Source organism: Amycolatopsis sp. CA-128772 (assembly GCF_002904295.1).
Taxonomy (GTDB): Bacteria; Actinomycetota; Actinomycetes; order Mycobacteriales; family Pseudonocardiaceae; genus Amycolatopsis.
Map to the genome: position 1 here is coordinate 72930 of NZ_PPHG01000022.1, position 12571 is coordinate 85500.

The following is a 12571-nucleotide window of genomic DNA, read 5'->3' on the forward strand; positions in this document are numbered from 1 at the left end:
CGGGGGTTGGGGGTCAGGCGGTGGCCGCCGCGGCGACCAGCCGGGACGTCGAATAGCCGGGGACGGTGGGGACCAGCACGACTTCGCCGCCGTGCCGTTCGACGACCGCGCGTTCGGGGAGGTCGGCGGCCGCGTAGTCGCCGCCCTTCACCCACACGTCCGGGCGCAGCTTCTCGAGGACGGCGATGGGCGACGGCTCGTCGAAGATGGCCACGGCGTCCACAAAGGACAAAGCGGTGAGCAGCCGGGCCCGGTCGCGGTCGCGGACCAGCGGGCGGCCGGGTCCCTTCAGGGCCCGCACCGACGCGTCGGAATTGAGGCAGACGACGAGCGCGTCGCCGAGGGCGCGGGCCTGCCGCAGCAGGCTGACGTGCCCGGGGTGCAGCAGGTCGAAGCAGCCGCCGGTGGCGATCAGCCGGCCGCCGGTCTCCCGGACCCGGCCGGCCAGGCCGAAGGCGTCGGTCGCCGGCTGGGGATCGGGGACCGGGCCGTCGTCGGTGGACAGCGCGGTGGCCCCGCCGTCGGCGACGAACCGGGCGGCCGCCTCGACCGCCGTCGCGACGGCTTCGGTGACGTCCGCGCCGCCGAGCAGGGCGGCGGCGGCCGCGGCAGCGAACCGGTCGCCCGCGCCGCAGGTGTCGGGCGCGCTGTGCCCCGGGGTCCGCGCCGCGGCGGGAATCGGGACGGCCGTTTCGCCGAGGCCGTCGGCCAGCACCGCGCCGCGGGCGCCGACGGTGACGGCGACCGCGTCGGCGTGCCAGTGGCCGCGCAGCAGCTTGGCGAGCTCGGCCGGTTCCTCGTGCCCGGCCAGCACCGCGCGGGCCTCGGCGAGGTTCGGCGTGACCAGGCCGGTGCCGGGCACCGGCTGCGCGCCGCGGGGGTGCGGGTCCCAGACCACCGGGATCCGCTCGGCGAGGTCCCGCAGGAGCCGCCGGACGTCGGGATTGCGCGTCAGGCCGCGGCCGTAGTCGGCCACGAGGATCGCGCCGGCGCCCGCGAGGACGTCGTGGGCGCGGGCGGGCAGCGCGCCGGCGGTCGCCGTGCCGTCGCCGGAATCCAGGCGCAGCAACGACTGCCCGCCCGCGCGGACCCGGGTCTTGCACACCGTCGTGCCGCGCAGCGGCAGCGGCAGCACGGTGACGTCCGGTTCCAGCAGCCCGGTCAGCGCGTGGCCGCCTTCGTCGTCGCCGAGCGGGGTGATCAGCACGACCTCGGCCGCCGACCGCGCGGCGAGCAGCGCGGCCAGTCCGGCGCCACCGGGGCGGCGGCGCCGGGCCGTCAGGTCGACCACCGGCACCGGCGCCTCCGGGCACAGCCGTTCGGCGGTGCCTTCGGCGTCGACGTCCAGCAGCGTGTCGCCCAGGACGACCAGCGGTTTCACGCGGTCACCCCGAGCGCGTCGTCGAGCGCCGCGCACAGGCCGTGCACCAGCGCCAGGTGCATTTCCTGCACGGTCGCGACGGTGGGCGCTTCGACCGTCACGGCGTCGTCGCACAAGGCGGCGAGCGGGTTGGGGGCGGGCCCGGTCAGGGCCCACGTCGTCACGCCGAGTTCGTGCGCGGCCTTCGCCGCGGCGACGACGTTCTGGCTGGTGCCGCTGGTGGACAGGCAGACCAGCACGTCACCCGGGCGCCCGTGCGCACGCACCTGGCGGGCGAAGACCTCGTGGTCGCCGTAGTCGTTGACGATGGCCGTGGTCGCGGACGTGTCCGCGTGCAGCGCGATGGCCGAGAGCGGCTGCCGTTCGTGGCGGAACCGGCCGACGAGCTCGCCGGTCAGGTGCTGGGCTTCGGCGGCGCTGCCGCCGTTGCCGCAGGCGAGGAGCCGGCCGCCGGCCTCGAACACGCCGGCGAGGTGCTGTCCCCACGCGGTTATCCGGTGGGCGGATTCGCGGGTCCGGCCGGCCGCTTCGGCCAGCGCGGCGAGATGGTCTTCCATCACGGCACCTCCTTCTCCTCCGGCGACGCCGCGCCGGTTCGGGTGGTTCGGGTGGATCGGGGCCGCCGGAGCACGAACGGCCCCAGCGCAAGCAGGTCGATCGGGGCGGAGCCGAAGCATTCGAGCGCGTCGCGGGGCGAGTCGACCATCGGGCGGCCCGCCGTGTTGAGGCTGGTGTTGATCACGACCGGCACGCCGGTCCGGCGCTCGAAGGCGGCCAGCATCCGGGCCAGCACCGGGTTTTCGCGCTCTTCGACGGTCTGCACGCGAGCCGTGCCGTCCACGTGCGTGACGGCCGGGATGCGGTCGCGCCAGGCTTCGGCGACGTCGTGCACGAACAGCATGTACGGGCTGGGCAGCGGGCCGCGGGTGAAGATTTCGGCCGCCCGTTCGGCCCGCACCATCGGCGCCACCGGGCGGAACTGCTCCCGGCCCTTGACGTCGTTGAGCCGCTCCAGGTTCGCCTTGCGGCCCGGGTGGGCCAGCAGCGACCGGTGGCCCAGCGCGCGCGGCCCGAATTCGGCGCGGCCCTGGAACCAGGCGATCACGTCGTCGTTCGCCAGCGCTTCGGCGACGGTCTCGGCGAGGTCGTCCGGCCGTTCGTACGGCAGCTTCGCCTTGATCAGGATTTCTTCGAGTTCGTCGTCGGTCCAGCCGCGCCCGAGTCCGGCGTCGCCCATCGGGGCGCCGCGTTCCCCGGCTTCGGCGGCCAGCTGCAACGCCGCGCCGAGCGCCGTGCCGGCGTCCCCGGCGGCGGGCTGCACCCAGATCCGGTCGAACGGGCCTTCGGCGTGCAGCCGGCTGTTGGCCACGCAGTTGAGCGCGATCCCGCCCGCCAGCGCCAGATCCCGCTGACCGGTGGCTTCGTGCAGCCAGTCCGTCAGCTCCAGCAGGATGTCCTCGAGGACTTTCTGGACGCTCGCGGCGAGATCGGCGTGGCGCTGGGTGAGTTCCTCGCCGGGTCCACGGCGCGGGGCCAGCGCGGCCAGGTCGACGCCGGCGGCGCGGAAGCCGCCGTCGCCGGTGACGTGGACGTGCTCGCAGAGTTCGTCGAGGAACTCGGGTTTGCCGTACGAGGCGAGCGCCATCACCTTGTACTCGTCGCTGGACCGCGCGAACCCGCAGTGCTCGGTGAGGTCCTCGTAGAGCAGCCCGAGCGAGTGCGGAAGCCGTTGCGCCGCCAGCTCCTTGAACCGGCCGTCGCGGTATTCGCCGGCCAGGTAGGACGTGCTCTCGCCGCGACCGTCGGCCACCAGCACGGCGCAGTCTCCGAACGGCGCGGCGAGCGCGGCCGACGCGGCGTGCGCGACGTGGTGGCGGACGAACTTGACGATGCCCGGGTCGAGGCCCGGCAAAGCGGACTTCAGGAACAACGGCGCCCGCTGGGCGAATTCCGTCCGCAGTTCCTCGCCACTCGGGTCGTGGCCGGGCAGGCCCGGTTCGACCAGCGCGGGGTCGTAGGAATAGCCGACGGCGTCGAGGTCCTTCGCGGACAGTCCCGCCTGCGCCAGGCACCAGGCGGCGGCCTGGACGGGCTGTTCCCAGGTGGAGAACGGCACCGCCTGCTTGCCGTGCTTGCGGCGGCTGAAGCGTTCTTCCTCCGCCGCGGCGACGATCTCCCCGTCCACCACCAGCGCTGCGGCCGGGTCGTGGAAGACGGCGTTGATCCCGAGTATGCGCATCGACCTGCCTCTGGCGTTTCGGTGCGGACTCGTCCGGCCCGCTCTCGCCTATAGCGCTACCCGCCGAAGTCGTTGATAAACGATGGCGCGCAAAAGCCCTGGGCGTCGCTACTCAGCGCGACGGCGCCCGGCGGAACCACGCCGCAGTGCGACGGAGCCCGTCGTCGGCGTCGACCTTCGGTTCCCACCCCAGGACGTCGCGGGCGAGACCGATGTCGGGGCAGCGGCGCTGCGGGTCGTCGACGACGGCGTCGACGTACTCGATGGGGGAGGCGGACGCGGTGATGGCCTTGATCCGTTCCGCCACCTGGCGGACGGTCAGTTCGTACGGGTTGCCGATGTTCACCGGCCCCGGGTGGCCCGACCGGGCCAGGGCCAGCAGGCCGCGGACGGTGTCCTCGACGTAGCAGATGGACCGCGTCTGCTCGCCGGTTCCGGTGACCGTGAGGGGCACGCCGTTGAGCGCCTGGTCGAGGAACGCCGGGATCATCCGGCCGTCGTGGGCGCGCATGCCGGGGCCGTAGGTGTTGAAGATGCGCGCGATGCCCGTGTCCACCCCGTATTCGCGGTGGTAGGCGGAGGTGAGGGCCTCGGCGTAGCGCTTGGCTTCGTCGTAGACGCTGCGGGGCCCGATCGGGTTGACGTTGCCCCAGTACCGTTCGTGCTGCGGGTGTTCCAGCGGGTCGCCGTAGACCTCGCTGGTCGAGGCGAGCACGAACCGGGCGCCGTCGCGGCGGGCCAGGTCGAGCGCGTTCTCAGTGCCGTGCGAGCCGGCGCGCAGCGTCTCGATCGGCAGGGCCAGGTAGTCGCGGGGCGAGGCGGCGGAAGCCAGGTGGAACACCACGTCGGCCCGGCAGCTCAGCGGCATCGGCTGGGTGACGTCGTGGCGCACGAACCGGAACCGGTCGTGGCGGCGCAGGTGCTCCAGGGTGTCCGCCGAGGACGTCGCGAGGTTGTCCACGGCGATCACTTCGATGTCCTCTTCGAGCAGCAGCTCGCACAGGTGGGCGCCGACGAAGCCGGCACCCCCGGTCACCACCGCACGCTCGAACCGCCTGGCCATTCCCGGATCCGTCATGCCGTGGCGGCTACCCGGCCCCGGTGGGCGCAAACCCGTGTAAGGGGGTGGGGAGCGGGTAAGCGCCCGGCCATGCGAGTTCTGCTCACGGGTTGGGCCAGTTTCCTGCACGGCGAAGCGACAGCGGGTGACGTCTTGAGCCTGAGCGCGGCGAGAGCCGCGCTGGCCGAGGCGGGGATCGACCACGACGTCGCCTGGAGCCCCGGCTTCCGCCCCGGCACGCTGCACCTGCCGGACGCCCCCGCCGGGGACTACACGCACGTGGTGTTCGCCTGCGGTCCGCTGCACGGGCCGCAGGTGCGTTGGCTGCACGAGCGGTACGCGTCCTGCCGCCGGATCGCCGTCGGCGTGTCCGTGCCGGACGCCGGCGATCCGGCGGTGACCGGGTTCCACCGCGTCCTGCCGCGCGATGATCGCGGGACCGCGGCCCCGGACCTGTCGCTGGCCGGTGCGGTGTCGGCCATGCCGGTGCTCGGCGTGGTCCTGGCCCCGCACCAGCCGGAATACGGCAGCGCGGGCCGCCACGACGAGGTCCACCCGGCGCTGACCGGGTGGCTGGCCGGGCTGGACTGCGCCCGCGTGCCCCTGGACACCCGGCTGGCGCACGAGGACTGGCAGCGGTGCGCCACCCCGGACCAGTTCGTCTCGGCTCTGTCCAAAATGGACGCCGTGGTGACCACTCGCCTGCACGGGCTGGTGCTCGGGCTCAAGGCCGGCGTCCCGGTGGTGGCCGTCGACCCGGTGGCCGGCGGCGGGAAGGTGACCGCGCAGGGCGCGGCGCTGGGCTGGCCGGTCGTCGCGGCCGAGGACGCGGCGGACGCGGCCGTGCTCGACGCGCGGCTGAAGTGGTGCCTGTCCCCGGAAGCCGCCGCCGATCCGCCGGTCCCGCGCCTGACCGCGCTGGTCGACGAGCTGGTGGGCGCGCGGTGAACCCGCGCACGACCGTCGTCATCGCCACCCGCAACCGCGCCGCCGAGCTGGCCCGCACCCTCGATCAGCTGTCCTCTTTGGCCCCGCGGCCGCCGGTCGTGGTGCTGGACAACGCATCCGAGGACGACACGGCCGCGGTCGCCGGGCGGCACGCGAACGTGCGCGTGATCCGCCTGCCGGAGAACCTCGGCGCCGCCGCCCGCACGCTCGGCGTCGTCGTGGCCGATACGCCGTACGTCGCCTTCAGCGACGACGACTCGTGGTGGGCGCCGGACGCCTTGGCCGAGGCGGAGCGCATCTTCGACGTGCACCCGCGCACCGGCCTGCTCGCCGCGCGCACCCTGGTCGGCCCGGAATGCCGGGACGATCCGGTGACGCCCGAAATGCAGCGCAGCCCGCTCGGCCACCCCGCCGGCGCGCCGGGGCCGCTGGTGCTCGGCTTCCTCGCCTGCTCCGCGATCGTGCGGCGCACGGCGTACCTGCAGGCCGGCGGCTTCAGCCCGTTGCTCCACTTCGGTGCGGAGGAGCAGCTGCTGGCCTACGACCTGGCCGCGCGGGGCTGGGAGGTCTGCTACGTCGAGCGCCTGCGTGCCCACCACCACCCGTCCAGGTCGCGGCCGCCGTCGTCGTGGCGCCGCCGGGCGGAACTGCGCAACCGGCTGCTGATCGCCGTGCTGCGCCGCCCGCCGCGCGTCTGCCGCCGGGAGGTGGCCCGGACGCTGGTGCAGGCCCCCGGCGCCGTCCTCGGCGCGGTGCCCCGCCTGCCGCGCGCGCTGAGCTCGCGGCGCGTCCTGCCCGCCCACGTCGAACACCAGGCCCGGACTTTGGAAAGGACCGCCGAATGGCGCGAATCTCGGTCGTGATCATCACCTGCAACCGCCGCGAGCAGTTGCGCGAAACGTTGGCGCACATGACGTCCCTTCCGGACCGGCCGCCGGTCTTCGTGGCGGACAACGGGTCCGCGGACGGCTCGGCGGACATGGTTGCCCGGGAGTTCCCGCAGGTCCGGCTGTTCCGGCTCGCGGAGAACCTGGGTGCGGTGGCGCGCAACGTCGCCGTCGAGGAGGTGACGACACCGTACGTCGCCTTCTGCGACGACGACACGACGTGGCAGACCGGCGCGCTCACCCGGGCTGCGGACCTGCTCGACGCGTATCCGGCCCTCGGCTCGGTGACCGGCCGCTGCCTGGTCGAGCCCGGCCTGGCCGAGGACCCGATCACGCCGGAGCTGCGCGAGTCGCCGGTGCCCGGGCCGGACTGGCTGCCGGGACCGGCGCTGCTGGGCATCATGGCGGGGCTGACGACGGTCCGGGTCAGCGCGTTCCGCGAGGTCGGCGGCTTCTCGACCCGGATGTGGCTGGGCGGCGAGGAGGAGCTGTTCGCCTTGGACCTGGCCGCCCGCGGCTGGTGGATGTGCTGGGCGGAGGACGTGGTGATCCACCACGCGCCGTCGAAGCTGCGCGACCCGCGCCACCGCCGCCGCCTGGGCATCCGCAACACCCTGTGGACGCTCCTGCTGCGCCGCCCCTGGCCGGCGGTCCTCCGCCGCGGCCGTGACGTCCTGCGCACCGCCCCGCGCGACGCCGCCACCGCGGCGGCGTTGCTGGACGTGGTCCGCGGCCTCCCGTGGGTGCTGCGCGACCGCCGCGTGGTGCCCCCGCACGTCGAGCACGGCCTCCGCCTGCTCGAGGCGCCCCAGCGCGCCTCGAAGGCCCGCCGCTACGTGGGCTGACGCCCCCGACCGTCACTTTCACGTGAAAGCGACGGTCCGGGGCGGCACTTTCACGTGAAAGTGCCGCTTCAGCGGGCCGAGGCGGTGGCTGCGGCCTGGGGGACCAGCTTGAGGTACGCGCGCAGCGTGTCGGCGGCGACGCGGTCCCAGGAGTAGCGGGCGACCGCGCGGTCGTGGCCCGCGGTGCCGTAGGCGTGGCAGAGGGCCGGGTCGTCGATCAGCCGCCGGACCCGGGTGGCGAGCTCCTTCGGCTGGTGCGGGCGGACCAGCAGGCCGGTGACGCCGTCGACGACGGTGTCGGTCAGGCCGCCCACCGCGGCCGCGACCACCGGGACCCCGCAGGCCATCGCCTCCAGCGGCACGATCCCGAACGGCTCGTACCACGGCGTGCACAGCACGGCGTCGGCCGAGCGCAGCAGCGCCGGCATGTCCTCCCGGGACACCTGGCCGGGCCAGCGCACGCGGTCGCCGACGCCGAGCCGGTCGGCGAGCTGCCGCAGCCGCTGGGCCTCCGGGTCCTGCGACAGCCGGCCGCGCTCGGGGCCGCCGGCGATCACGAGCTCGGTGTCCGGCAGCTGGGCCAGCGCGGTGATCGCGATGTCGAACCCCTTGCGCGGGACCAGCCGGCCCACGGCGACCAGCCGGTGCGCCAGCCGGCGACGGGCGATCGGCCCGTCGGGGGAGAAGCGGCCGAGGTCGACCCCACAGGGGACGATCGAGATCCGCGACCGCGGCACGCCGAGCCGGGACAGCTCGAAGACCTCGTCGGAGCAGGTCGCGATCACGCGCCCGGCCTGGCGGCCGATGATCCGCTCCAGCCGGATCCGGTCGGCCGGGCTGGTGTCCTGGTCGCCCTGGTAGCGCTTCTTCACCACGCCGAGGGCGTGGAAGGTCTGGGCGACCGGGGTGCCGGTCGCGCTCGCGGCGAGCGAGGTGGCCAGGCCCGACATCCAAAAGTGCGCGTGCGCGACGTCCGGGCGTTCGAGCGCCCACCGGTCCCGCAGGAAGCTGCCGAATTCGCCCATGTAGGGCAGCAGGTGGTCCTTCGGCTCCTTGCGCGGTGGCCCCGCGGGCACGTGCACGACGCGGAACCCCTGGGACGTCTGCACCTCGGTCGGCTCGTCGCGGCTCTCCCGGCGCGTGTAGACGGTGACTTCGTGGCCGGCGCGCGTCATGGCGGCCGACAGCTCCGCGACGTGCACGTTCTGGCCGCCGGCGTCGGCTTCGCCCAGGGCGGCGAGGGGGTTGGCGTGCTCGGACACCATCGCGATCTTCATCGGTGAGGCGTTCCCTTCGGAGTCAACGGGCCGTCTCGGCGAGGAGGTGGTCCCAAGCGGTCAGGAAGGCGTCCAGCCCGAAGTGCTTCAGGGCGTGTTCGCGGGCGTTCTTGCCGGCGAGCGCGGCGAAATCGGGCTCGTGCAGCAGCTCGCGGAAGCCGCGCGCCAGCACGGACACGTCGGTGGAGAGCACGCCCGCGTCGGCCGGCACCGCGTCGACCGCCTCGGTGCTGGCGAAGACGACCACCGGCATGGCCAGGTGCATCGCCTCCAAAAGGGACAGTCCCAGCGACGTCCACCGGGCGGTGTGCAGGTAGACGCGGCGGCGGGCGATCTCGTCGTGCAGCTTCGGCGCCGGGACGTCGCCCAGGCCCCGCAGCGGCGCGGCGAGGTCCTCGGTCCCCATGCCGAACACGTCGACCGGAGCGGCTCCGGCCAGCGTGCCGAGCAGGTCGGCGCCGGTCACGCGGGTCCGCCGCACCGGCTCGTTGATCATCGACACGCCGGCGGCGAGCTCACCGGTGTAGCGGGGTCCCGGATCCGGGATGCCGTGCGGCACGACGGTCGTGGGCGCCCGGCCGCAGTCCCACATCGCCGCGTTGAAGTGGGTCACGTGCGCGACGGTGATGTCGGCGCGGCCGGCCAGGGGGTGCTCGCTCGCCGCCGCGTACGGCCGGGGCGCGTTGTGTTCCACGTAGACGGACGGCACGCCCAGGCGCGCGACGAGGTCGAGCTCCTCCGGGCGCTGCAGGACGACGACGTCGGGTTCGGCTTCGGCGAGCCGGTCGAGCGGCACCTCGGTCACCGACGGCCAGTCGCGTCCGGCCTTGCCCAGGCCCCACGGCGCCCCGTCGGGTGACACCGGCAGCAGGTAGTCGTGCCGCCCGCGGACGAAAGCGTCGGTCCACGAGCCGTGCACGTGCCAGAGCAGTACTCTCAGGCGCCGGGATCCGGGATCGGTCATACTCCCTGGTTTCCCGGAGATCGGCCGTTAAACGTACGGCCGGACGGGGTACTCGGCCCCGGACGGCTGTGCAGTGAGGAAGGGACGTCCATCCATGCGGTTCACCCCACGGGGCACCCGGTTCTTCGACCTGCTCGCCGAAGCGGCGAAGAACCTCGTCTCCGCGACCGCGCTGCTCAGCGACCTCGTGGCCGCCGACCCGGCCGAACGGGAACCCCTCGCCAAGCGCCTGCACGAGGTCGAGCACCAGGGCGACGAGCTGACGCACACCATCATGGTGGAGCTCAACAGCTCCTTCGTGACCCCGTTCGACCGTGAGGACATCCAGGCCCTCGCCGCCAAGATCGACGACGTCCTGGACTTCATGGACACCGCGGCCGATCTCGCCGTGCTCTACCGCATCGGCGCGTTCCCGCCCGGGACGGACGTCCTGCTCCGGGTGCTCTGCCGGTCCGCCGAGCTGACCGCCACGGCGATGCCCGGCCTGGCCAAGGTCGGCGACCTCGAGCCGTTCTGGATCGAAATCAACGAGCTGGAGAACGAGGCCGACCGCGTCTACCGGCGGATACTGGCCCACCTGTTCGAGCCGGGGGGCGACGCCCTCGAGGTGCTCAAGACCAAAGAGGTCGTCGAGCAGTTCGAGCTGGCCGCCGACGCGTTCGAGCACGTGGCCGACGTGGTGCAGACCATCGCCGTCAAGGAGTCCTGAGTGACGGGGACCGCCGCACTGGTCACCGTGATCGTGCTGACGCTCGTCTTCGACTACACCAACGGCTTCCACGACGCGGCCAACGCCATCGCGAGCGCGGTGTCGACGCGGGCACTGACGCTGCGGGCCGCGCTCGTGCTGGCGGCGGTGATGAACCTGGCCGGCGCGCTGCTGTCCACCGGCATCGCGGCGACGGTGGCCAAGGGGATCATCGACGTCCCGGCCGGCCCGGACGCGCTCACCGTGGTGTTCGCGGCGTTGCTCGGGGCGATCACCTGGAACCTGATCACCTGGTACTTCGGGCTCCCGTCGTCGTCTTCGCACTCGCTGATCGGCGGGATGGTCGGCGCGGCGCTGGCCGCCGCGAGCACCGTGCACTGGGCCGGCATCGCGGAGAAGGTGCTGATCCCGATGGTGGCGTCGCCGCTGCTCGGGCTGGTGCTGGGCTACCTCGCGATGGTCGCCGCGCTGTGGTTGCTGCGGCGGGCGAACCCGCACCGCAGCGGCCGGGTGTTCCGCCGGTTCCAGATCCTTTCGGCGTCGGCGCTCGCGCTCGGCCACGGCCTGCAGGACGCCCAGAAGGGCATGGGCGTGATCGTGCTGGCGCTGGTGGCGGCCGGGCAGCAGTCGACGTTCTCGGTCCCGCTGTGGGTGACCCTGGCGTGCGCCGGTGCCTTGTCGCTGGGCACCTATTCGGGTGGCCTGCGGATCATGCGGACCCTCGGCCGCCGGGTGTTCCCGCTCGACCCGCCGCACGGCTTCGTCGCGGAGTCGGTGGCGTCGTCGGTGTTGTACGTGACGGCGTTCGCGGTGAAGGCCCCGATCTCGACGACGCACGTGATCACCGCGGCGATCATGGGTGTCGGCGCGACCCGGCGGCTTTCCGCGGTGCGGTGGGGGATCGCGCGGGACATCGTGCTCGGCTGGGTGCTGACGTTCCCGGCCGCGGCGGCGGTCGCCGCGGCGGTCTACCTGGTCGCCGATCTGCTCACCTGACCGCGGCGCGGGTTTGTCCGCCGCCGCCCGCGGGAAGCCGGGGCGGAGACACCCGCCCCGCGGAAAGGGAGAGCCATGAAGGCAGTGACCTGGCACGGCAAACGCGACGTCCGCGTCGACGAGGTGCCGGATCCGAAGATCGAGGAAGCGACCGACGCCGTCATCCGCGTCACCTCCACCGGGATCTGCGGCTCCGACCTGCACCTTTACGAGGTGCTGGGTGCGTTCATGACCGAGGGCGACATCCTCGGCCACGAGCCGATGGGCATCGTCGAGGAGGTCGGGCCCGGGGTCACGGACCTCAAGCCGGGCGACCGCGTGGTCATCCCGTTCAACATCTCCTGCGGCCACTGCTGGATGTGCGAACGCGGCCTGCAGTCGCAGTGCGAGACCACGCAGGTCCGGGAGCAGGGCAAGGGCGCGGCGCTGCTGGGCTACACCAAGCTCTACGGCCAGGTCCCCGGCGGCCAGGCCGAGTACCTGCGCGTGCCGCAGGCCCACTACGGTCCGATCAAGGTCCCGGAGGGCCCGCCGGACGAGCGGTTCGTCTACCTCTCCGACGTGGTCCCGACCGCCTGGCAGGCCGTCGAGTACGCGAACGTCCCGAAGGACGGCACGGTCGCCGTCTTCGGGCTCGGGCCGATCGGGCAGATGAGCTGCCGCATCGCCCGGCACCGCGGGGCCGCGCAGGTGATCGGCATCGACCTGGTGCCCGAGCGGCTCGCCCGCGCCCGCGAGCACGGCGCCACCGCGCTGGACACGCGTGACCACAAGGAAATCGGCGACGCGATCCGCCAGCTGACGAACGGGCGCGGCGCGGACTCGGTGATCGACGCGGTCGGCATGGAGGCGCACGGCGCCCCGGTCGGCAAGCTCGCGCACACCCTGGTCGGGCTGCTGCCGCAGCCGCTCGGCGAGAAGATCACCGAGAAGGCCGGGATCGACCGGCTGAGCGTGCTCTACGCCGCCATCGACAGCGTCCGCCGCGGCGGCACGATCTCGCTGTCGGGCGTCTACGGCGGGATGGTCGACCCGATGCCGATGATGGAACTGTTCGACAAGCAGGTGCAGCTGCGGATGGGCCAGGCCAACGTCCGGCACTGGCTCGACGCCATCATGCCGGTGCTCACCGGCGACGGCGACCCGCTCGGCGTCGAGGGGTTCGCCACCCACAAGCTGCCGCTGGAAGACGCGCCGCGCGCGTACGAGATCTTCCAGAAGAAGCTGGACGGCGCCCAGAAGATCCTGCTGCAGCCGTAACCCCC

General features: G+C 73.6%; 12 protein-coding genes. 6 read left to right on the forward strand and 6 right to left on the reverse strand.

The annotated features are described in order from the left end of the window. Window positions 1–13: 13 nt before the first annotated feature. The 4 genes from C2L59_RS08935 to C2L59_RS08950 all read right to left on the reverse strand — a co-directional run bounded on the left by C2L59_RS08935 (window position 14) and on the right by C2L59_RS08950 (window position 4683). Complete coding sequence (locus tag C2L59_RS08935) at window positions 14–1381, reverse strand: PfkB family carbohydrate kinase (protein WP_103349039.1); 1368 nt, start codon at window positions 1379–1381, stop codon at window positions 14–16. Continuing rightward, the gene (locus C2L59_RS08940; protein ID WP_103349040.1) at window positions 1378–1938 is read right to left on the reverse strand and encodes an SIS domain-containing protein; all 561 of its coding nucleotides are present in this window, start codon (window positions 1936–1938) and stop codon (window positions 1378–1380) included. Before C2L59_RS08940 ends, C2L59_RS08935 begins: the two co-directional genes overlap by 4 nt. Then, window positions 1938–3620, reverse strand: a complete 1683-nt coding sequence (locus C2L59_RS08945) for a carbamoyltransferase C-terminal domain-containing protein (RefSeq protein WP_103349041.1) — start codon at window positions 3618–3620, stop codon at window positions 1938–1940. The genes C2L59_RS08940 and C2L59_RS08945 overlap by 1 nt, the downstream gene beginning before the upstream one ends. A gap of 112 nt (window positions 3621–3732) precedes the next feature. Further along, complete coding sequence (locus C2L59_RS08950) at window positions 3733–4683, reverse strand: UDP-glucuronic acid decarboxylase family protein (RefSeq protein ID WP_103349042.1); 951 nt, start codon at window positions 4681–4683, stop codon at window positions 3733–3735. 87 nt (window positions 4684–4770) lie between these two features. Between C2L59_RS08950 and C2L59_RS08955 the strand changes: the two genes are divergently transcribed. The 3 genes from C2L59_RS08955 to C2L59_RS08965 are packed head-to-tail and all read left to right on the forward strand — an operon-like array spanning window position 4771 to window position 7360. After that, a complete protein-coding gene (locus tag C2L59_RS08955; protein ID WP_103349043.1) occupies window positions 4771–5628 on the forward strand; it encodes a polysaccharide pyruvyl transferase family protein in 858 nt (285 codons plus the stop codon). Next, window positions 5625–6491, forward strand: a complete 867-nt coding sequence (locus C2L59_RS08960) for a glycosyltransferase family 2 protein (RefSeq protein ID WP_103349044.1) — start codon at window positions 5625–5627, stop codon at window positions 6489–6491. The genes C2L59_RS08955 and C2L59_RS08960 overlap by 4 nt, the downstream gene beginning before the upstream one ends. Further along, entirely contained in the window at window positions 6470–7360 is an 891-nt protein-coding gene (locus tag C2L59_RS08965) for a glycosyltransferase family 2 protein (protein ID WP_103349045.1), read from the forward strand. The genes C2L59_RS08960 and C2L59_RS08965 overlap by 22 nt, the downstream gene beginning before the upstream one ends. A 68-nt stretch (window positions 7361–7428) precedes the next feature. Here C2L59_RS08965 and C2L59_RS08970 read toward each other — a convergent pair whose 3' ends face one another. Both C2L59_RS08970 and C2L59_RS08975 read right to left on the reverse strand, forming a co-directional pair. Continuing rightward, window positions 7429–8637 (reverse strand): glycosyltransferase family 1 protein, encoded by a 1209-nt coding sequence (locus C2L59_RS08970; RefSeq protein ID WP_103349046.1) that lies wholly within the window; start codon window positions 8635–8637, stop codon window positions 7429–7431. A 22-nt stretch (window positions 8638–8659) separates the two neighbouring features. Beyond that, window positions 8660–9601 (reverse strand): glycosyltransferase, encoded by a 942-nt coding sequence (locus C2L59_RS08975; RefSeq protein ID WP_103349047.1) that lies wholly within the window; start codon window positions 9599–9601, stop codon window positions 8660–8662. Window positions 9602–9695: 94 nt separating this feature from the next. Between C2L59_RS08975 and C2L59_RS08980 the strand changes: the two genes are divergently transcribed. From C2L59_RS08980 to C2L59_RS08990, 3 genes are all read left to right on the forward strand, one after another. Continuing rightward, complete coding sequence (locus C2L59_RS08980; protein ID WP_103349048.1) at window positions 9696–10310, forward strand: DUF47 domain-containing protein; 615 nt, start codon at window positions 9696–9698, stop codon at window positions 10308–10310. Beyond that, the gene (locus C2L59_RS08985; protein WP_103349049.1) at window positions 10311–11306 is read left to right on the forward strand and encodes an inorganic phosphate transporter; all 996 of its coding nucleotides are present in this window, start codon (window positions 10311–10313) and stop codon (window positions 11304–11306) included. Window positions 11307–11381: 75 nt separating this feature from the next. Then, window positions 11382–12566 carry a zinc-dependent alcohol dehydrogenase gene (locus C2L59_RS08990; RefSeq protein ID WP_103349050.1) on the forward strand — a complete coding sequence of 395 codons (1185 nt, stop codon included), beginning with the start codon at window positions 11382–11384 and terminating at the stop codon, window positions 12564–12566. Window positions 12567–12571 lie beyond the last annotated feature (5 nt).